Here is an 18,399-nt window from a genome sequence, read left to right on the forward strand (position 1 = left end):
GGCTCACGGACGGCGCGTTGCGACTGCCCTGAGCATTCCCCGCTGTGGAGGAGTTGGTCTGGCCTCAGTGGTGACCTGGCATCTCAGCGGTGCGCAACATCACAACGAACCAGAGGGTGCTCACCAGTACGGCCATGCCCACGGCCGTGCCGATGCCCACTTTGACCATCAGCACTGGCACCAGGAAAGGCAGGGCAAGAGTGCCGGCCAGGGGTGTGAGGGCGACGAAGGTGCGCATCAGAACCACTCAGCCACGGCCTGGTTGGAGGGATTGCTGTTGTCTTCAGGGGTGGTGCGCTCGAACTTGAGGGTGATGCTGCGCTTCTGCTCGCCATCGGCGGCCACCGCCTGGATGGGATAGAGCTGCTGGCCGTCGCGGAATGGCACCTGCACGCGGAAGGTGCCGTCGGGAGATAGGGGCACTTCTTCATCGCCGATGGTGAGTTTGGCGGTCGGATCGGTGGCGCCGTAGACGATCAGCTCCGCATCGGCCACAAGCCAGAAGGAACGCTGACGGGGAGCAACACCACCGATGCCTGATTCGTTGCGGCCACTGGCCCAAAGGCCGATGCCCGAATCGTGAAGACTGCGCAGGCCTGCGGCGGAGTCGGAGTCTTCGAGCTCATGGAAGGCTTCGGAACCGCGGCCAAAATGCTTCCAGCGCACCGTGGCGGTTTGGTAGAGGCGCTCATGCAGGCCGCTGTCGACTCCTCCGGCCGCGTGGAGACCGCTATGGGGATAGGAGGTGGCCAGGGTGGTGTCGCTGGGTGCGGCTTCCAGAGAGAAGGGGACGAACTGATCGAGGATCTGCTCGCTGGGATGCAGGGAAGGTACCCGGGCTATGGCTGAGAAACCCAGGGAGAGCCAGCCACCACCGTGCTTGCGGTACCCCAGCTCAACGCGGTAATCGCGATCGCTCAGTGGAACGGGCAGGTACCACTCGGTGGCATGGCTGTCGACGGGAACCTCCTGGAGCGTGTGTGGGTGAGCGGCGCCCGAGGGCAGTCCGGTCACGTCGGCGACACGAAGGCAGAGCTGGCCAGCACCAGCCTCGATGGCCTTGAGGCGCTCGGCTTCGGCGATCTCCCAGAAGACATAGGCCCACTGGGGGTCCCTCGGCAGGAAGACAACCTTGGTTTCAACCTCGGGCCGCGGTGCTGGAGTGAAGCCTGCCTCCAGGATCTCCAGGCTTGGCGTGGAGGCGACAGGTGGCATCACTGGTTCGCTGCGAGATCGTTCCCCTTCGCCCTTGGAGCTCTGGATCTCGTTGAGCAGCTCCTCCTTGGTTTTGCGGCTGTAGAGGCTCACACCGAGGTCACTGGCGATCTGGCGGAGCTGGCGCAAGGTCATGCGAGCCAAGGACGAGAGAGCCTGAGTCACCGTTTCTCCGGATTTCGTTTGGGATCAGTTTGGGCTGAATCCTGCTGATCTCGGCCATCCAGCCGCCCTCCGTCAGCAACAGCTGACTGGGCCTCCGCTGGATGGCCATGAAAAAACGGCGGTGTGAGCCGCCGTTGCTGAGGGAGTTTTGGGTTGCAAACCGCTGAACTCAGCGGCCCACACTGCGATAGGGGACCTTGGAGAGGTAATCCATGCTGGTGTTGCCTGACGATGCGGCTCCGGTGCGCATGGCAGGCATGGAACGCACCCAGGGAAGGTAGTCCTCGGGGAAGCCACCGCGACGTTGACGTGCTCTTGTGGGCAGAGACTTGACGGTGCCGGTGTAAACAATCTGGGGGAATCCCAGGATGCTTCGGTAGTAGGCCTCGTAGCGCGGCGAGGTGATGTTGAAGGGGGTTTCGCCCACTTCGCGGGAGCCAACCACCCGGTTGCGGTGGTAAGGCACGGTGTCGTAGCCAAAGTTCTCGAGATACTCGTCGCTGTCGAGGATCTGATCCACGGCGCCGGCCACGCCCTTGGTCATGATCACAGCCGACCAGGCGATTTCTTCGGCTTTTCCGTACACCTGGCGGCCCAGCAGTTTCTCCACAAGGTGGCGGGCCACCCGGTAGTTGCTGTTCAGGTTGTAGAAACTGCGGGTGAAGGTATCCGAGAGGCAGAGAGCCCGGATGAAATCACGCACTGTGATCTGACCATCACGCAGCTGCGATTCAAGAATCGTGTCGCGATCGACCTTGAAAGCGTGGAAGAAAATCTGACGGTAGGCCGATTCGATCACCACGTTCTGAGCGTTGCGATCAAAGGCCTTGTCAAGCGAGACGCCTTTCGGATCCTCGTCGGAGCCCACGCGGAAGGCCTTCACTCGAGAGTTCTGGCTGGTGGGTGCGTACTTCAGAAGCGGGATCGCCACGCGAACATCGTCATCCGTCGCTGTGGATCGTAGAAGTCAGCCCCGATCGAACCCCGCCAGGGGCGGCAGGGCTCACAGTCCGTAATGTTTGACAGGCATGCAGGGGCACGCTCCTCACCAGCCGAAGGCCGAAACCAATGGCCTGCGGGGGGGCTCCGATACGACTGTGGCGCCATCGTCTGAGTCGTTGGTTTCCTTTTCGCCGTCGATAGGCAGGCAGCGGCTTTCCATGCAGAAGGAGGCCGTGTTGGAGAGCCCCTCCACCGTGCTGGTGCGCAGGCGCAGATTTGGGTTGGGAAACCAGAAGCGCTCCAGGCTGCTCATCGTTTCGTAGGCCGTGGTCAGCAGCAGGCCGTCGCGCTCATCCATGCGGAAGTGGCCCGCCACCGGAGCGGTCTCCGCGTAGCCCCGGTCGCGCAAGAGCAATCCCGCGCGCCCTGAGGCGTCGGTGGGGATCAGGCCGAACACCGACTCCCCCTGGTGCGCTTCACCGGCCTTGTCCCAGGCCATCGAGCCGTTCCAGCGCACCTGGCAGCCCCCCACCAGCCCTGCCGGGTCCTGGCCGTGCAGTTCGGCGATCGCCTGGAGGCGCGGGTCGCTGGCCTCCACCTCCGTGACTTCGATCAGAGAACCGCCGGCCTCGGCGCGCCTGTGCAACAGGTGATGGCTGGTGCGCTGGGAGCGCCAGCGGCCGCAGCTGAGCCTGAAGAAACTGAGGGCATCGGAGATGGGAACGCTCACGGGGGCAGCACGGCTGTAGCGATGATCGCAACTCCCTCACCCCAGCCGTTGCCCGGTGGCCACAACGGGAGTCGTGGCGGCCCTGGCCGCAGCCCTCTGCTGGGCGCTCTCCAGCAGCCTCTGGCGGCGGTTGCCCACTTCCTTGAGCGCCGCCCAGCTCAACCTGGTCAAGAACCTGATTGCGGTGGGTCTCCAGTTGCCGGCTCTGCTTCTGGGGGGCTGGCTGGTCTCTCCCGTGGCGCTGATGCTGCTCCTGGCCAGCGGCGTGGTCGGCATTGCCCTGGGGGACAGCCTCTACTTCGCGGCCCTGCGCCGGCTGGGGACGCGCCGCACCCTCACCCTCGAGGCGGGTGGTCCGGCGCTGTCGCTGCTGGGCGGGGCCCTGTTTCTGGCCGAGTGGCCCCGCTGGCCCCAGGGGCTTGGGGTGGCGCTGATCTGCCTTTCGGTGGCGCTGGTGGCCCGTCAGCCGTCCCCGTCCGGGGGGCCTGACGTCGTGCCCTTGCCCCCGGGGGGGCAGCGCCTGGGCCTGCTGCTGGCCCTGGCCGCCCTGGTCTGCGGCAGTGTCGGTGCCCTGCTCTCAAGAGCGGCCCTGCGTGATTCGGATCTGCCGCCGCTGCAGTCGGCCACCCTGCGCCTGGCGGCGGCGGCCATCGTGATGTTGCCGTTGCTGCGGCGGCTGCCTCCCCCGGGCATGCGCCCGCGGACGCTGCGGCTGCGCTGGCCCCTGGTGCTGCTCGCCACTTTGCTGGGCACCAGTGCCGGCATCGTGCTGCAACAGACGGCTCTCCAGCACCTGCCAGCCGGCCTGGCCGTGGCCCTGCTGGCCACCGCTCCGGTGCTGGCCCTGCCCCTGGCGGGCCTGGAGGGTGACCGGCCAGGCCTGAGTGGGTTGCTGGCGGCGGTGCTGGCCCTGGCCGGGGTCAGCCTGGTGGTTGGACTGGGGTGGCGAGGCTGAGCCGGTTTCTGGCTGCCACCTCCGCCCAGGCGATCAGGTCACCGATCTCGAGGGCGAGGGGGTCGCATTCCAGGCTGATCGCCAGCTCCTGCAACTGCAGGGCGCCGGATTCCAGCTGGTTGAGAAACACCTGCTGAAAGTCGGGATCGGCGGCCAGGGCGCTCTGCCGGGCGACCCAGGCGAGCAGGGCGGGGCGGGAAGGCAGGGGTCCAAAGCGGCTGCCGGCGGCCTCCTGCAAGGTGCGCAGGCAGTGGGCCAGCAGGCGCAGGTGGTGGCGCTCGAGACTGGGGAGCAGGGTGGCCTCGATGGCGGCCAGGTCGTCGCTGGCGAGGGGGCCGGCCTGGGGCTCAGCCATCCTGGGAGAGCTGGGCAGATCCCCCGTTGTCAGGGGTGATGCGGAAGCCGCAGGAATGGCCCGCTTCGAGACGCCAGTGCACCCGCTCCACGCTGCAGTCGGGAAAGGTGTGGCGCATCTGTTGCAATTCCTGGTCGCACAGCACCGGGAACTGTTCAGCCAGGCGGGAAACGGAGCAGTGGAATTCGCTCATGCACCAGGAGAGCCCGTCGGGCTCGGGGTGGCAGTCGCTCACGTAGCCCTCGCTGCAGCGCAGCTCCACCAGCCGCTCCAGCCGCTCCGGCAGGGAGCCTGTGCCGATCTGCCGCCGGTAGTCGAGCGCTTTGGCAATGGCCTGCTGGCGCAGGAGGGTCTGCACGGTGTCGGCGGGAAGGCTGTCGGCCAGGGAGGTGAGCAGACCAAGGGCAAAGTGCTCGCTGCCGTTGGGGAACTGGTCGTGCCCTGCAGGGGTGAGGTGCCAGTGATTGCTTGGGCGCCCAGGGCCTTCGCCGCTGGGGCTGCTGGCCACCAGGCCATCGTCTTCAAGGCTGCGCAGATGACGGCGCATCACCTGCACCGACACACCCAGAAGGTCGGCGAGCTGAGCTGCCGTGGCCTCTCCTTGGCGCAGAAGGAGGGCAAGGGCTGCTTCTCGGGTTGGTGTCTGGGTGGAAGCGCTCATCGGACACTCAGCCCGGCTCGTCTGGTCGCGAACCTTCTCCACACATTGCCACGCTCCTTCAGGTGTTGTGGCAACGGGCAGTTCAGAATGGCGCCAGCCCCCATAGCCAGCTCGGCTGCCCTAGGGTTGTTGGTAACGAAACGATTGTGTTTCGTAATTCAATCGTGCCGCCAGCCCGGTGCGATGACCCTCTTGGGGAATTCCGCCAGCCTCCCGCAGCCGTGCTGTTGTCGGGTTCTGTCTCAATCCTCCCGCCGCCTGGGGCTTCCGCTCCGGCCTCGGTGACTCCCTCGTTGTTCTGAATTCATGTCCGACGCCCCCTCCGCCACGGCCGCCCCCAGCAGCGAGAGCCTGGAGTTGATCCGGCGTTTCGCTGAGGCTTACGCCAAGCGGACCGACACCTATTTCTGCAGTGACCCCGGGGTGACGGCGGTGGTGCTCGAAGGGCTGGCCCGCCACAAGGAGCAGCTGGGGGCTGCTCTCTGTCCCTGTCGCCACTACGAGGACAAGCAGGCCGAGGCGGAGCAAGCGTTCTGGAATTGCCCCTGCGTGCCGATGAGGGAGCGCAAGGAGTGCCACTGCATGCTCTTTCTCACCGAAGACAACCCCTTCCGTGGCGAGCAGCAGAGCATCAGTCTCGAGGAGATCAAGACCCATACCGAACCCCCTGCCGCCTGAATGCCATGAGCAGCTCCACCAGCGTCGGCGATCTTGTCAGCCAGCCCTACAAATATGGGTTTGTCACCGACATTGAAACTGACAAGATCGATAAGGGTCTCAGTGAAGATGTCGTACGGCTGATCTCTTCCAAGAAGGGTGAACCGCAGTTTTTGCTCGATTTTCGTCTGCGGGCTTATCAGCAGTGGCTGCGCATGGAAGAGCCCAACTGGGCGGCCGTGGGGCATCCGGTGATCGACTATCAAGAGATGATCTATTACGCTGCACCTCGCCAGCAGGAGAAGAAGGCAAGTCTGGATGAGGTGGATCCCAAGCTGCTCGAAACCTTCGATAAGCTAGGTATTCCTCTCAGCGAACAGAAGCGGTTGAGCAATGTGGCTGTCGATGCTGTCTTCGACAGCGTTTCGATCGCCACCACCTATCGCGAGAAGCTTGCCGAGCACGGCGTAATCTTCTGCTCGATCAGTGAGGCTGTCAAGGATCACCCCGAGCTGATCGAGCGTTACCTCGGCACTGTGGTGCCCAGCAAAGACAACTTTTTCGCGGCCCTCAACTCCGCCGTGTTCAGTGACGGTTCTTTCGTGTTCATCCCGAAGGGTGTGGATTGCCCGATGGAGCTTTCCACCTACTTCCGCATCAACTCCGGCGATACCGGTCAGTTCGAGCGCACCTTGATCGTGGCTGAGGAAGGCGCTTCTGTGAGCTATCTGGAAGGCTGCACTGCCCCGATGTTCGACACCAACCAGCTACATGCTGCGGTGGTGGAGCTGGTGGCCCTCGACGATGCCTCGATCAAGTATTCCACCGTCCAGAACTGGTATGCAGGTGATGAGAATGGTGTGGGAGGTATTTACAATTTCGTGACCAAGCGCGGTCATTGTCGCGGTGATCGCAGTCACATCAGCTGGACCCAGGTGGAAACCGGTTCGGCGATCACCTGGAAATATCCCAGTTGTGTGCTCCAGGGGGCACATTCGGTGGGCGAGTTCTATTCTGTGGCACTCACCAACAACCGCCAGCAGGCCGACACCGGCACAAAGATGATCCACGTTGGCCCCCACACCCGCTCCACCATCGTGAGCAAAGGCATCAGCGCTGGCCATTCCTCCAACAGCTACCGAGGTCTGGTGCAGATTGGTCCCAAGGCCCGGGGTGCGCGTAATTACAGCCAGTGTGATTCGATGCTGATCGGCGATCAGGCGGCCGCCAACACCTACCCCTACATCCGCTCACAGCAACCCGAAGCCAGCGTGGAGCATGAGGCCAGCACCTGCCGCATCTCCGCCGATCAGCTCTTCTACCTCCAGAGCCGGGGCATCGGCTTCGAGGAAGCCGTGTCGATGATGGTGAGCGGCTTCTGCCGGGATGTGTTCAACCAGCTGCCGATGGAATTCGCGGCTGAGGCCGACAAGCTCCTTGCCCTCAAGCTGGAGGGGTCGGTGGGCTGAACACCCCGGCCTTGTCCAACAGATCTTGTTCTCCTGGAGCGTGGCTCCTTCCCTTGTCTTTTCCCTTGTTTCATCAGCCGTGATTCGCCCCGAAGCCGATACCCTCCTCGAGATCGTTGACCTGCAGGCCCGCGTAGAGGACAAGCCGATCCTCAAGGGTGTCAATCTCACGATCAAAGCCGGAGAGATCCATGCGGTGATGGGCCGCAACGGCAGCGGCAAGAGCACCCTCTCCAAGGTGCTGGCCGGCCACCCCGCTTACACCGTCACAGGCGGCAGCGTGCGCTATCGCGGCGCCGACCTGCTCGATCTCGAACCGGAGCAGCGGGCCCGGCTGGGGCTGTTCCTGGGATTTCAGTACCCCGTGGAGATCCCGGGGGTGAGCAATCTCGAGTTCCTGCGGGTGTCCACCAATGCCCGCCGCATGGAGAAAGGCGAGGAGGAGCTCGACACTTTCGCCTTTGAGGATCTGGTGCGTGAGCGACTGCAGGTGGTGCAGATGGATCCGGCTTTTCTTGAACGCAGCGTCAACGAGGGCTTCTCCGGCGGCGAGAAGAAGCGCAACGAGATCCTGCAGATGGCTCTGCTCGATCCGCTGGTGGCGATCCTCGATGAAACCGATTCCGGCCTCGACATCGACGCCCTGCGGATCGTGGCTGGTGGTGTGAATCACCTGGCCAGCCCCGATAACGCCACTTTGCTGATCACCCACTACCAGCGTCTGCTGGATGTGATCACCCCTGACTACGTCCATGTGATGGCGGGCGGCCGCATCCTGCGCACTGGCGGCAAGGAGCTTGCGCTGGAGCTTGAAGATCGCGGCTATGACTGGGTTGATCAGGAGCTGGCCGTGCTGGAGGTTGCCTGATGGTGGCTGCGATGTCCAACTCCGCGGCTGTGACCGCTTCCACCTGGATTACCAATTTCCTGGAGCGTTTGCCTGCCCCTGCAGGTGAGCTGGAAGCGGTGCAATGGCGCGGCCGGGAAGCCCTCTCCCGCCAGCCGCTGCCTTCTCGCCGCCAGGAAGACTGGCGCTTCACCGACCTCGCCCCGCTCACGGCTCTGGCCCCGGTCCCCTCGCCCTCCAGCGCCCAGGTCGGCTGGCCTGCGCCTGCGACCGATGTGTTCCGCCTCTGGCTTGATGCCCCAGATGATTTCCTGAACGGCCAGAGCCTGCCAGCTGGCCTTTCGCTTCTGAGCTCTGATGAGGTGCAGCAGGCTCTGGGTCACACCCTGGCCGCCTGCAACTGTGAGCAGCACTGGCCCGTGGAGTTGAACCAGGCCAGCGCCACCCGGGTGCTGGCGCTGCGGGTGAGTGGTGCGGTGGCCCCAACCCTGGAGCTGGTGAGCCAGGCCGCCGAAGACGGTGTGATGCGCCCTGTCCGGGTGTTGCTGCTGCTGGAGGAGAAGGCCAGCCTGGAGGTGCTGCAGATCCAGCTCGGCTCAGGTTGCAGTCTTTCGAGCCTGGTGATGGAAGCCCATCTCGGCCGCGAATCCAAGCTGCGCCATGGCCTGCTGGCCCTGGGAGAGGGTCAGGCCTGTTTCCTGGGCCACCTGGCGGTGGAGCAGGAGCCTCGTAGTCAGCTTGAGTCGGTGTGGGCCAGCCATGGCTGGGCGCTCTCGCGCTTCGAGCCCCGGGTGGTGCAGGTGGATGGTGAAGCCACCACCACCCTCAAAGCCCTGCAGCTGGCCGACGGCCAGCAGCTGGTGGATACCCACAGCCGCGTCGAATTCCGCGGCCCCGAGGGCCAGCTGGATCAGCTTCACAAAGCCATTGCCGATGACCGCGGCCGCAGCGTGTTCAACGGGGCTGTGAAGGTGCCCCGGGCCGCCCAGCGCACCAATGCATCCCAGCTCAGCCGCAACCTGCTGCTCTCCAACCAGGCTCGGATCGACACCAAGCCGGAGCTGGAGATCGTGGCCGACGACGTGCGCTGCGCCCATGGCGCCACCGTGAGCCGCCTCCAGACCGACGAACTTTTCTATCTGCAGAGTCGGGGGCTCTCGGCGGCGGTGGCCGCCGGACTGCTCAAGCGCGGCTTCTGCGAGGAGGTGCTTCGGGCCCTGCCTGCCGCTGCGGCTGCCTGGAGGCCGCTGCAGCGAATGCTGGGGGAGGACTGATCACGATGCCCTACACCACCTCCGCTCCTGTGTCCACGCCCGCCGAGCAGGTGGTCGACGGCCCTCAGTTGGAGGCTGGCCCTGCAGCCGGCCCCGAAGCAGGCCCCGAGGATCTGGCCGCTCTCACCCGAGCTGATTTCCCGCTGCTGGCGGATCAGGCCTGCCTTGGCCAGCCCCTGATCTACCTCGATCACGCCGCCACCAGCCAGAAGCCCCGGGCGGTGCTTGATGCTCTGCAGCGCTACTACCGCCATGACAACGCCAACGTGCACCGCGGCGCCCACCAGCTCAGTGCACGAGCCACTGATGCCTTCGAGGGAGCCCGCGACAAGACCGCCCGCTTCGTAGGCGCCGCCACGCCCCGGGAGATCGTCTTCACCCGCAATGCCACTGAGGCGATCAACCTGGTGGCTCGCAGCTGGGGCGATGCCTTCCTGCGACCGGGCGATGAGATCGTGCTCACGGTGATGGAGCACCACAGCAACCTGGTGCCCTGGCAGCAGCTGGCCGCGCGCACGGGGGCCCGTTTGCGCCACGCCGGCCTCACCGCCAGCGGTGAACTGGACTTGGAGGATCTGCGCAATCAGATCAATGAGCGCACCAGGCTTGTAAGCGTGGTGCAGATCAGCAACACCCTGGGCTGTCATAACCCGATCGGCGCGATCGCCGAGCTCACCCATTCAGCCGGAGCTCTGCTGCTGGTGGATGCCTGCCAGAGCCTGCCCCATCTGCCGGTGAATGTTCAGACCCTGGGCGCTGATTTTCTCGTGGGTTCTTCCCACAAGATCTGCGGCCCCACGGGCATGGGCTTCCTCTGGGCGCGGGAGTCGCTGCTGGAGGCGATGCCACCTTTCCTTGGCGGTGGCGAAATGATTCAGGACGTGTACCTGGATTACAGCACCTGGGCTGATCTGCCCCACAAGTTCGAGGCCGGCACACCGGCGATCGGTGAGGCCGTGGGCATGGGTGCCGCCATCGATTATCTCAATGCCCTCGGGCTTGATCGCATCCATGCCTGGGAGCAGCGGCTCACCGCCCATCTGTTCGAGCGGCTGCAGGCGATCGAAGGCCTCAGGGTGCTTGGCCCCACCCCCCAGCAGCAACCCGACCGTGGTGCCCTGGCCGCCTTCGTGGTGGAGGGATTGCACGCCAATGACATCTCAGCCTTGCTGGATGCCAGCGGCATCTGCATCCGCAGCGGCCATCACTGCACCCAGCCACTGCATCGCCACTACGGAATCAGTGGTTCAGCCCGCGCCAGCCTCAGCTTCACCACCACCCTCGCGGAGATCGATCGCTTCGCTGAAGAGCTGGCCAGCAGCGTTGCCTTCCTGCGGGAGCACAGCTGAGGGGCGGGCCCAATTGATGCTGGAACTCGTGGCGGCGCTGCTGGTCGATCTCTCCGAGCAGAAGCTCTATGCCTACGACGACCAGCAGCGCTTGCTCTATGCCGCCTTGGTCTCGACGGGGCTTCCTGGTATGTCAACCCCCACGGGACGGTTTCAGATCGGCAGCAAGTACAGCGAAACGACGCTGGTGGGGGCCGATTACCGCATCCCCGCCGTGCCGAACGTGATGTGTCTCAGCGGTGGCGGCCTCGCCCCCGATCGCCTCTGCCTCCATCCGGCCCCCTGGCAGGAGCGGGCCGGGCAGTGCTTCGGTGTGGCCCGCAGCCACGGATGCATCCGCACCACGGGTGCCACGGCCCGCTGGCTGTTTCAGCGCACGGCTTTGGGCACACCGGTGGAGATCCGGCCCTGAACGGATTCAGCGTTGCGGAGGGCAACGTTTGCGGACGAACGGCTTGTCCTGATCTGGCGACCCGGCATAGGTGACGTCGGTGAGGGTGGACTGGTCGGGGGAGAGGAGGAACCGGCGCATATCCAGCCAGGTCTGGCCTTCCCCGGCCACTGCGGTGATCAGGGCCAGCTCCGAAGTTCCGCTGGTGACCACCGCGACGGCGGGGCCGCCACTTTCGTAGAAGCTGACCGTGCCGGCCTGCAGCAGCAGGCGCGTTTCCATGTTGATCGGGGAGCCGCAGGGGTGTCGGCTGTCCTGCCATTCCCCGCGGAAGCGTTCGGGGATGACACGCTGCAACTCGGCGGCGGTCGCGTTGGAGCCGGTGCTGACGGCAGCGGCGACCAGGCCCAGAAAGAGAAGAAGGCTTCGGTGCATTGTCTCTGGCCTGTCCCTCAACGTACCGGGGTGAGCATGGCCAGAGCTTCAGCGCGGTGGGCTCCCTGCCAGAGCCACTGCCACCGCCAGCCGCAGGCTTCGGCGCTGCGCTCGATGGCCTCACGATCGGCCGGGTCGTCGAACTGGTTGAGGTGGTCGATCACCTGCTGCTGTTGCTCGGGCTCCAGCGGGTTCCAGCCGCTGCGGATCCGCTCCACATAACGCGCCACGTAGGCCTCGCGCGCTTCCCCCGGCTCGCGGAACACATCAGCCCAGAGCAGGAGTCCGTCCGGCGCCAGATGACGGCGGCAGAGCTCAAGAAACCTCGACTTGTTCGCGTCGCTTAGGTGGTGAAGGGCGAAGGCGGAATGAAGCAGATCGACCGGTTCGGGTTCGGGCTCCGCTTCGGCCCAGGCCAGCAGATCATGCTCCCGCCACTGGCAGGGGTAGGAGACGGGGCCAAGCGCCGCCGCCGCCCGAGGCAGCACCGGGGCGGAGAGATCCAGGCCCAGGTAGGAGCCGAGCGGCAGGTGGCGCAGCACTGGGGCCAGCAGGCCGAGGTCGCCGCAGCCGAGATCCACCATGCGTGCGCCCGGTGCCCCTGCCGGCCGTGCGGCCAGCCAGCCCTCGATCGCCGCCGTGGTGGCCGCCGAGAGCGCCTGATGCTCCATCAGGTCGTGGTCGACCACTTGGCGGTAGGTGCTCCATTGCCGGTCAAAGAAGTCCATGCCAGAGCTCGGGCAGCCGGTGCGGCCTGACGCCGATCCTGCGTTGAGCGTAAGCACCATGGCGTGGGAACTCTTTATGCAGGTTGACCAACCCCTGTCCATGGCCCCTGAAGCCCGCTCCCCCGGATTGATCCAGCGCTACCGGGAGGAGCTGCAGGTGCGGCACTACGCCCGACGCACCGTGAAGACCTACGAGCAGTGGCTGCGCCGTTTCCTGCGGTTTCACGGGAGGCGGCATCCCCGCGAGATGGGCAGTGCCGAGGTGAATGCCTTCCTCAGTCACTTGGCGGTGGACCTGCAGGTGAGCGCCTCTACCCAGAACCAGGCTTTGAGTGCTCTGCTGTTTCTGTTTCGGGAGTTGTTGGAGCTGGATGTGGAGCTCGAGGGTGTGGTGCGGGCGCGGACGCGCAAGCGGCTGCCGGTGGTGCTGACGCCGGAGGAGGTGCGGGCGGTGCTGGAGCGGATGGATGGCGTGGAGGCACTTGTGGCGGGGCTGCTTTACGGCAGCGGGCTGCGACTCCTGGAGTCACTGCGGTTGCGGGTGCAGGACCTGGATTTCAGCCGGAAGCAGCTCACCGTGTGCGATGGCAAGGGTTCCAAGGATCGCCGCACCCTGTTGCCCACCCGTGTAGGGGAGAAGCTGGGGCTTCACCTGGAAAAGGTTCGTCGATTGCATCAGACGGACCTGGCAGAGGGCTATGGCCGGGTGCATCTGCCCCATGCGCTGGGACGGAAATACCCCAATGCCGCGGTGGAGTGGTCCTGGCAGTGGGTGTTTCCGCAGACGCATCGCTGGACTGATCCAGCCACCGGCCAACAGGGACGGCATCACCTGGATCCCAGTCTGATCCAGAAGGCTGTGCGGCGAGCGGTGCTCGCTGCAGGTGTCAGCAAGCCGGCGACACCTCACACCTTCCGCCATTCGTTTGCTACCCACCTGCTGGAGCGGGGGCAGGATATCCGCACGATCCAGGAATTGATGGGTCACAGCGATGTCAAGACCACGATGATCTACACGCATGTGCTGAATCGAGGCCCTCTGGGCGTGAGCAGCCCCGCCGACCTTTTGTAACGTCATGAACGGCCTTATGCGGATCCGTCTATGAAGCCGTGACGTGTGAAGGTTCTCTGCAACTTCCGTGCAAGGACAAGGTTTTCATGCTGTTGCACCCAGGTCGACCCGCTCTTATGCTGCCAAGAGAAGCAAGTTGCCGGTATTCACTGGATCCGCCCATTCAGCGTTCGGCTTACCTGGGGCTCCTGCTGGAGCTTGTTTTTCTCACTGGAGAGAGTGAGTATGAAATTGGCAAGTTGACACCCATACTATATTCAGGTATTGCACTAAGCCTGATCAGATCATGCTCTGGCCAGATCAACAGGTTCTCCGACAATTCAAGGTTGATGGCAAAGGAGCCGATACTGGTCGCAAGAGGCAAAGAATCTACGAAGCCCTTGATGAGCAGAATCTTGTTGAGGTGGCAAAAGATGACGGAACAATAATTGAAACCTATGAAGAGATAGATCCGAAACCGCCTTCAGAAAGACAACTGGAGTATGCGGAAAAGCTCGGCATTAAGATCATCCCACCAAAAGCCTCATTCTACGAGGTTTCCAATCTCATAAATCAAGCAATCAAGAAGAACCTAGTCCTTGGCGGTAGGGCCGCTGGCTTGAAAGTTCCCGATGATCTCTCTTATGAGCAAGGGCGTGATTTGGAGGAATTGCTGTGGTGTACTGATGATGGCGAGAAGCAAATCTGGCGGCATAGCAGTTTGCCGACAGAATTAGAAGTAAAGAATGCCAAGGCTATAGGCGTATCTGATATTACTGAATTCACAAGCGCTGCATTGCTCTTCGCTCGTGCATGGGAGCACCTTAGCTCTAATGATGATAAGACAGGCCTAGCTGCGTGGTTTATCTATAATGTCTATATCGATCTTGCGTCAGCGAATGTGCAGGAGTCGTTACTGCCTAATGACCCTCGCATGTTGGTATTGGGAAGCGAGTTTATGAAAGATGAAAAAGCTGCCAAGTCTCTACTTCGTTCTCCTGCGTACCTCCGTTTTCGAGCTAAACAAGGCGGGTGGAGTGAAGCTCATGCCCACGCTTCGCGGACAACCTTGGCGTATAAGCAAGCTGAGGCCTTGATCGGTAGAGAATTCAAGATATACCGAGAACGTTCGGATCAGAAACAACCATCAACACCAAAGGCCAGCAGACTTGAGCAAGAAAATAAAGATGGTTGCGCAGCCGTCGTGGCATTGTTCTTCATCTTACCCTTGGCTGCAGCCGGTGGGCTTCTTTGGATGATCTCCATAAACCTATAGTCACGACGGCATGGTCTGTTGATCACCACCGTATGATTTCTAGATTTTCGTGATCATCGTGTTGACTCTCCAAGTGCTACGCCTGGAAGCCGAACAAGCCCTTCGAGTGGACAGGCCTCCATCATCTCTCTGCTACGCCACCTCAAACTCCCTGCCTACCACTCAAGGGCAGCGTTGTGCGGAATGTTCCCATCTACCAAAAGACGATTCTTCTGGCTAGGTTTGCATGAAGAACCCATGGATCTTGGCTAACGTGGAGCAGGTCAAGTGCTTCTTGAAGCTGCCTGCTAATTGCATCAACTTGGAATTGCTGAAGATTCCCAAGGCGGACCCCTTCCTGCGCTGCGTAGAGATCGCGCGATAAGTCTTGAGATTTCTGGAATAGTTGTATCTTGACATAACGCAAATAGTCATTCGAAATCTTCCCGGAATATTTAAACGCATCAATCAAGGTAGCCAAGCCATCTCCGTCAACATCTTTAGGTGAAGATAGCCATTCAAAGAATGAATAAGCAAAAATGTTGGCACTCCAGTCCTTAAGGCTAATTGATGGGATGAGTGAACTGATTGGATCCTTAAGGGAGATACCAAGGCTCATGCTTGGATGAAGGCTAGTTGCCCCCAGAAACGCAAGTTCGGGCTTGGCATTGGCGGAAACATAGTTATACACTCCTCCAAAACATTGCGAGAGAATAATGACCCCAAATGAAATTCCGGGTATACTTCGAATGGACTCGATAAGTGGTGATGCCGGCAAAGCAAAGCCTTGACCACCTATGCCATCCAAGGAACCATGGCCGCCAACAAGTGCGACAACACTAGAATAGCCTTCTTTAGAGGCTAAAACTGACGTGATTTCAGATAACTGAAATACATTTTTTATGCCATAGGGAATAAGATATAGCTCTCCAGTGGGATCATCAATAAAGATAGCTATATTGTCTGAAGGAACGCCCTTGGCACTTAAAGCGTTTACACCATAGACAATGTCAGAAAAATGCCTCGGCTCAGTAGAGCTACACAAGAATAGCCATAGGCTTGTGTCGTGTATTTGATAAATTTCGCTCATCAAGTGCTGCTAGATGAAGAAAAGCACCATCATGAATCTGGCAATAAAGGGCACTAGCGGCAATTGAGCAGTGCCATTTGGGGAGACGGGTCGCTGATAACAACTACATCATCAATGGCTTCACGAATGTTGTCGACGCGATGGCTTGCCAGGATCGATCCATCAGAGTCCAAGAAATACTTTTCGCCTTGGTCGGTTATAAGTAAGAATGAAGCAAATCCTGGTTTTAGCGCGTACAGGGCATAAATTCCAGCTCCGATCAAATCCCTTGCCTCCTTGGGTATTCCCTGCAGTTGATCAAAAGAAATTGTTCTCATGATTCTAGAAAGAAGAAGGAAGTGAAAATGCTGTTGGGGGCGCTTGGTAGGAAAGTTACCTTGATGGAGGATCTCCATGTGGTATTAATACCAACATTACTCACGCCAAAGGCAGAGCGCGAGAGTAGTCTTAAGAATCTTGACGCAAGACTATTCTCAGTCTCTTGCTCTCAGTGGGCGCATATCCTCCAGGCCGCCTGGTCCGCACAACAACCAGATCCAGAAGACGGGTGCAAGTTGTCATTTGTCAATTATCAGAGGTATCGCCCGCTTCTGATCTGGAGCGTTAGGCGATGCGGTGCAGCCTAGTGGCCACACGAGAGGGCTTAGTCGGGTCCAGTGCCTTACGGTGCATAGAATGTCAGGCTATTGTCCCGACAGGGCATTTGGCATTGGGCTAGTAGAGTAGGTGTATGGAGCTCACGGACAAGGCCTTCCTCGCTTTCCGCAGCAAGATCGGCCAACCCAGGTTACCGCCGCACGAACTTATAGCCAATGACGATCAGCTGAAGCAAATGACATCGGACGATGGGCTTCATTTCTGGGTAGACGGAACGGCCACGGGTCTCGGCACTCCTCCCTCTGCACCACTCCTTCAACCCGACCAGGTTGATACTGCCCATCTTTGGGTTATCCGCGATGTCGACGTGGTTCACGCAGAGGAGCGCTGCGCGTTCGGCGCTGTTTTGGAAAGTGGGGTCATCAAGCACACTAATCTCACCGGAGGAAATGCCGCGTTTTCGGGCGGAGAACTGGTCTTCCTCGACGTGGTTACGATTGTGGTGAATGGTTGCTCTGGGCGCTATGGCCCCCGAAGCAATTCCGAGATGCAAGAGGTGGCTCGGGCCTTTGCCGATTCTGGATACGGCGTTTGGTCAATGGGTTTCGACGACGAAACGAATCGACCCGCACGATTCTTGGGCACCTATCCTGAGTGGATAGCATGAGCAGTGTATTTACTAATCATGATCTGAACTTCGTCTTCGGACCCGATTCAAGTGGCGACACGCCAAGGGAGCGCGCTGGCACCTCGAAGGCCAAGTTTGTTCGCAGTCAGATTCAGCTCGCACCCTACAGCGAGTCAGCCACTGGAAGAGTGCTCGGCGCGCTTGAGGCACTCCGTGCTTTTGGGTGGGATGTACTTCTTCAAGCGACGCTCGAAGGTTCTGCCCCACTTGTTTCGTCACCGCAAGAGCCCGCAACGACACTCCGCACTCGTCGCGAGGAACTGGGGTTGACTCACGAACGGTTGGCCAAAGGATCTGGGATATCCGTAAACATGCTCCAGAAAGCAGAAACCATCGGGGCCAAGACCCCGATAAGGGACCTTGAATCGATAGCACAAGCGCTCGCACTGAACGAGCAAAAACTTGGACTAGTGCCGAATGCTGGATGCGACGCACAGCTTGGTGTTCGGCTTCGCGAGATGGCATCGGCCAGAGACATCGTCGGATTCACGGCCACGACCGTGCTGCAGTTATCTGAGGCAGCATGGGTCATTGCCCGTCAGGCTGCGCTACAAAAATGTCTCGCCGAAAGTGGCCTGCAGGCGCGTGTGGCGAAACCACACCATGACTCCAGCTTCTGGTACCCGTCCTACGAAACCGGCTATCGACTGGCAAAGGAGACGCGAGACCTTCTTGGCATCGGCCGTAAAGACCCAATCGAAAGCGTTCGAAAGATCGTCGAGGATGACTTTGGCCTGCCGTTGGTGCAACTGCAAATGAACCAACGGTTCGCTGGTGCAACTATGGCGAATGGTTCAGTCAGAGGCATCGTCATCAATGAGACGGGCATGAACTCGAATGTGTGGGTTCGCCGGATGACTCTCTGCCACGAACTTGGCCACCTGCTTTGGGACCCAGACGATCGTCTTCAGCGAGTAATGGTGGACGCATACGCAGAACTGGAAATGAGTGATAGAGAGATTCAGAGGGATCCAGCGGAGATTCGCGCCAATGCCTTTGCTGTTGCCTTTCTCGCTCCGCCAGTGGCTGTTCAATCCATCGCGGATCGTCTCTCAGATCCCTTGGATGTCGTTCGCGAGGTAATGAATACTTTTGGCATCAGCGCAACAGCGGCCAAGCATCATGTACGCAATATCACTAATCTCAACACTTCTGCGTGCTCCGCCAGGCAACTACCAGATCCAGAACAGCACTGGGTGGCCATGGAGAACCTTACCTTGGACTACTTTCCCATCAAAGCGACTCCGCTCTTGCGGAGAGGAAAGTATGCCTGGTTCGTTGCTAAGGCGTTTGAGGCTGGAGAGATTAGTCTGGATAGTGCCACTGCTTACTTGGCAGTCCCTGCAGGCGATGTGAACGAAGAAGTTCTTGCGCTGGTCTCAGAGCTCCGGTTGGGCTAGCCTAGTACTAAATAGCTGGGCCTAACGAACAAGGATAGATCGTGCGCAGCCACGATCTTATCCGGTGGTTGGACTAGCCCTTTTCGCTATTGACCAGTGGCTTACGGTAGATACGTCGGCCCGAATCTCAGCTTTCCTTCTGAAT

At 61.0% G+C, this 18,399-nt stretch carries 21 protein-coding genes; 11 read left to right on the plus strand and 10 right to left on the minus strand.

What is annotated here, in order from left to right:
* Positions 1-64 precede the first annotated feature (64 nt).
* From KBY93_RS09665 to KBY93_RS09680, 4 genes are all read right to left on the minus strand, one after another.
* Positions 65-238, minus strand: a complete 174-nt coding sequence (locus KBY93_RS09665; protein ID WP_094556404.1) for a hypothetical protein — start codon at positions 236-238, stop codon at positions 65-67.
* A complete protein-coding gene (locus KBY93_RS09670; protein ID WP_255094134.1) occupies positions 238-1,350 on the minus strand; it encodes a DUF4912 domain-containing protein in 1,113 nt (370 codons plus the stop codon). Before KBY93_RS09670 ends, KBY93_RS09665 begins: the two co-directional genes overlap by 1 nt.
* A 199-nt stretch (positions 1,351-1,549) precedes the next feature.
* On the minus strand, positions 1,550-2,311 hold the full coding sequence (locus tag KBY93_RS09675) for a phycobilisome rod-core linker polypeptide (RefSeq protein ID WP_255094135.1): 762 nt from the start codon (positions 2,309-2,311) through the stop codon (positions 1,550-1,552).
* 114 nt (positions 2,312-2,425) lie between these two features.
* Positions 2,426-3,052, minus strand: a complete 627-nt coding sequence (locus tag KBY93_RS09680; protein ID WP_255094136.1) for a phycobiliprotein lyase — start codon at positions 3,050-3,052, stop codon at positions 2,426-2,428.
* 55 nt (positions 3,053-3,107) lie between these two features.
* Between KBY93_RS09680 and KBY93_RS09685 the strand changes: the two genes are divergently transcribed.
* Positions 3,108-4,007 carry a DMT family transporter gene (locus KBY93_RS09685; protein ID WP_255094137.1) on the plus strand — a complete coding sequence of 300 codons (900 nt, stop codon included), beginning with the start codon at positions 3,108-3,110 and terminating at the stop codon, positions 4,005-4,007.
* On the opposite strand, the gene KBY93_RS09690 is transcribed toward KBY93_RS09685, so the two are convergent.
* Positions 3,973-4,362, minus strand: coding sequence for a hypothetical protein (locus tag KBY93_RS09690; protein WP_255094138.1), 390 nt, complete (start codon positions 4,360-4,362; stop codon positions 3,973-3,975). The two genes, KBY93_RS09685 and KBY93_RS09690, sit on opposite strands and share 35 nt — an antisense overlap.
* Complete coding sequence (gene sufR, locus KBY93_RS09695) at positions 4,355-5,023, minus strand: iron-sulfur cluster biosynthesis transcriptional regulator SufR (protein WP_255094139.1); 669 nt, start codon at positions 5,021-5,023, stop codon at positions 4,355-4,357. The genes KBY93_RS09690 and sufR overlap by 8 nt, the downstream gene beginning before the upstream one ends.
* Positions 5,024-5,329: 306 nt before the next feature.
* Between sufR and KBY93_RS09700 the strand changes: the two genes are divergently transcribed.
* From KBY93_RS09700 to KBY93_RS09725, 6 genes are all read left to right on the plus strand, one after another.
* The gene (locus KBY93_RS09700; RefSeq protein ID WP_255094140.1) at positions 5,330-5,701 is read left to right on the plus strand and encodes a ferredoxin-thioredoxin reductase catalytic domain-containing protein; all 372 of its coding nucleotides are present in this window, start codon (positions 5,330-5,332) and stop codon (positions 5,699-5,701) included.
* 5 nt (positions 5,702-5,706) lie between these two features.
* Positions 5,707-7,149 carry a Fe-S cluster assembly protein SufB gene (sufB, locus tag KBY93_RS09705; protein ID WP_255094141.1) on the plus strand — a complete coding sequence of 481 codons (1,443 nt, stop codon included), beginning with the start codon at positions 5,707-5,709 and terminating at the stop codon, positions 7,147-7,149.
* A 79-nt stretch (positions 7,150-7,228) separates the two neighbouring features.
* Positions 7,229-8,017 carry a Fe-S cluster assembly ATPase SufC gene (gene sufC, locus KBY93_RS09710; protein WP_255094142.1) on the plus strand — a complete coding sequence of 263 codons (789 nt, stop codon included), beginning with the start codon at positions 7,229-7,231 and terminating at the stop codon, positions 8,015-8,017.
* A gap of 11 nt (positions 8,018-8,028) precedes the next feature.
* Positions 8,029-9,270 (plus strand): SufD family Fe-S cluster assembly protein, encoded by a 1,242-nt coding sequence (locus KBY93_RS09715; protein WP_255094143.1) that lies wholly within the window; start codon positions 8,029-8,031, stop codon positions 9,268-9,270.
* Between the two features lie 5 nt (positions 9,271-9,275).
* On the plus strand, positions 9,276-10,619 hold the full coding sequence (locus KBY93_RS09720) for a SufS family cysteine desulfurase (protein ID WP_255094144.1): 1,344 nt from the start codon (positions 9,276-9,278) through the stop codon (positions 10,617-10,619).
* 16 nt (positions 10,620-10,635) lie between these two features.
* The gene (locus KBY93_RS09725; protein WP_255094146.1) at positions 10,636-11,031 is read left to right on the plus strand and encodes a L,D-transpeptidase; all 396 of its coding nucleotides are present in this window, start codon (positions 10,636-10,638) and stop codon (positions 11,029-11,031) included.
* 6 nt (positions 11,032-11,037) lie between these two features.
* On the opposite strand, the gene KBY93_RS09730 is transcribed toward KBY93_RS09725, so the two are convergent.
* Together KBY93_RS09730 and KBY93_RS09735 are read right to left on the minus strand one after the other, a co-directional pair.
* A complete protein-coding gene (locus tag KBY93_RS09730) occupies positions 11,038-11,445 on the minus strand; it encodes a hypothetical protein (protein WP_255094147.1) in 408 nt (135 codons plus the stop codon).
* A gap of 17 nt (positions 11,446-11,462) precedes the next feature.
* Positions 11,463-12,173: a class I SAM-dependent methyltransferase gene (locus tag KBY93_RS09735; protein ID WP_255094148.1), complete on the minus strand. Its 711-nt coding sequence runs from the start codon at positions 12,171-12,173 to the stop codon at positions 11,463-11,465.
* 100 nt (positions 12,174-12,273) lie between these two features.
* Here KBY93_RS09735 and KBY93_RS09740 point away from each other — a divergent pair, with 100 nt between their 5' ends.
* Together KBY93_RS09740 and KBY93_RS09745 are read left to right on the plus strand one after the other, a co-directional pair.
* Positions 12,274-13,245 (plus strand): integron integrase, encoded by a 972-nt coding sequence (locus KBY93_RS09740; RefSeq protein WP_255094149.1) that lies wholly within the window; start codon positions 12,274-12,276, stop codon positions 13,243-13,245.
* Positions 13,246-13,531: 286 nt separating this feature from the next.
* On the plus strand, positions 13,532-14,500 hold the full coding sequence (locus KBY93_RS09745) for a hypothetical protein (protein ID WP_255094150.1): 969 nt from the start codon (positions 13,532-13,534) through the stop codon (positions 14,498-14,500).
* 193 nt (positions 14,501-14,693) lie between these two features.
* On the opposite strand, the gene KBY93_RS09750 is transcribed toward KBY93_RS09745, so the two are convergent.
* Positions 14,694-15,569: a hypothetical protein gene (locus tag KBY93_RS09750; protein ID WP_255094151.1), complete on the minus strand. Its 876-nt coding sequence runs from the start codon at positions 15,567-15,569 to the stop codon at positions 14,694-14,696.
* 53 nt (positions 15,570-15,622) lie between these two features.
* Positions 15,623-15,964 carry a hypothetical protein gene (locus tag KBY93_RS09755; protein ID WP_255094152.1) on the minus strand — a complete coding sequence of 114 codons (342 nt, stop codon included), beginning with the start codon at positions 15,962-15,964 and terminating at the stop codon, positions 15,623-15,625.
* A 335-nt stretch (positions 15,965-16,299) separates the two neighbouring features.
* Here KBY93_RS09755 and KBY93_RS09760 point away from each other — a divergent pair, with 335 nt between their 5' ends.
* Together KBY93_RS09760 and KBY93_RS09765 are read left to right on the plus strand one after the other, a co-directional pair.
* The gene (locus KBY93_RS09760; protein ID WP_255094153.1) at positions 16,300-16,833 is read left to right on the plus strand and encodes a hypothetical protein; all 534 of its coding nucleotides are present in this window, start codon (positions 16,300-16,302) and stop codon (positions 16,831-16,833) included.
* The gene (locus KBY93_RS09765; protein ID WP_255094154.1) at positions 16,830-18,254 is read left to right on the plus strand and encodes an ImmA/IrrE family metallo-endopeptidase; all 1,425 of its coding nucleotides are present in this window, start codon (positions 16,830-16,832) and stop codon (positions 18,252-18,254) included. The genes KBY93_RS09760 and KBY93_RS09765 overlap by 4 nt, the downstream gene beginning before the upstream one ends.
* Positions 18,255-18,399 lie beyond the last annotated feature (145 nt).

The organism is Synechococcus sp. J7-Johnson, assembly GCF_024345795.1.
Taxonomy (GTDB): domain Bacteria; phylum Cyanobacteriota; class Cyanobacteriia; order PCC-6307; family Cyanobiaceae; genus Regnicoccus_A.

What these genes read in the sequence shown, in the direction of transcription:
- KBY93_RS09725 (WP_255094146.1), top strand. Translation starts at nt 10,636, where the DNA reads ATGCTGGAACTCGTGGCGGCGCTGCTGGTCGATCTCTCCGAGCAGAAG.
- KBY93_RS09715 (WP_255094143.1), top strand. Translation starts at nt 8,029, where the DNA reads ATGTCCAACTCCGCGGCTGTGACCGCTTCCACCTGGATTACCAATTTC.
- sufR (WP_255094139.1), bottom strand. Translation starts at nt 5,023, where the DNA reads ATGAGCGCTTCCACCCAGACACCAACCCGAGAAGCAGCCCTTGCCCTC.
- KBY93_RS09690 (WP_255094138.1), bottom strand. Translation starts at nt 4,362, where the DNA reads ATGGCTGAGCCCCAGGCCGGCCCCCTCGCCAGCGACGACCTGGCCGCC.
- sufB (WP_255094141.1), top strand. Translation starts at nt 5,707, where the DNA reads ATGAGCAGCTCCACCAGCGTCGGCGATCTTGTCAGCCAGCCCTACAAA.
- KBY93_RS09735 (WP_255094148.1), bottom strand. Translation starts at nt 12,173, where the DNA reads ATGGACTTCTTTGACCGGCAATGGAGCACCTACCGCCAAGTGGTCGAC.
- KBY93_RS09740 (WP_255094149.1), top strand. Translation starts at nt 12,274, where the DNA reads ATGGCCCCTGAAGCCCGCTCCCCCGGATTGATCCAGCGCTACCGGGAG.
- KBY93_RS09670 (WP_255094134.1), bottom strand. Translation starts at nt 1,350, where the DNA reads ATGACCTTGCGCCAGCTCCGCCAGATCGCCAGTGACCTCGGTGTGAGC.
- KBY93_RS09760 (WP_255094153.1), top strand. Translation starts at nt 16,300, where the DNA reads ATGGAGCTCACGGACAAGGCCTTCCTCGCTTTCCGCAGCAAGATCGGC.
- KBY93_RS09700 (WP_255094140.1), top strand. Translation starts at nt 5,330, where the DNA reads ATGTCCGACGCCCCCTCCGCCACGGCCGCCCCCAGCAGCGAGAGCCTG.
- KBY93_RS09730 (WP_255094147.1), bottom strand. Translation starts at nt 11,445, where the DNA reads ATGCACCGAAGCCTTCTTCTCTTTCTGGGCCTGGTCGCCGCTGCCGTC.
- KBY93_RS09720 (WP_255094144.1), top strand. Translation starts at nt 9,276, where the DNA reads ATGCCCTACACCACCTCCGCTCCTGTGTCCACGCCCGCCGAGCAGGTG.
- KBY93_RS09755 (WP_255094152.1), bottom strand. Translation starts at nt 15,964, where the DNA reads ATGGAGATCCTCCATCAAGGTAACTTTCCTACCAAGCGCCCCCAACAG.
- KBY93_RS09745 (WP_255094150.1), top strand. Translation starts at nt 13,532, where the DNA reads ATGCTCTGGCCAGATCAACAGGTTCTCCGACAATTCAAGGTTGATGGC.
- KBY93_RS09750 (WP_255094151.1), bottom strand. Translation starts at nt 15,569, where the DNA reads ATGAGCGAAATTTATCAAATACACGACACAAGCCTATGGCTATTCTTG.
- KBY93_RS09665 (WP_094556404.1), bottom strand. Translation starts at nt 238, where the DNA reads ATGCGCACCTTCGTCGCCCTCACACCCCTGGCCGGCACTCTTGCCCTG.
- KBY93_RS09765 (WP_255094154.1), top strand. Translation starts at nt 16,830, where the DNA reads ATGAGCAGTGTATTTACTAATCATGATCTGAACTTCGTCTTCGGACCC.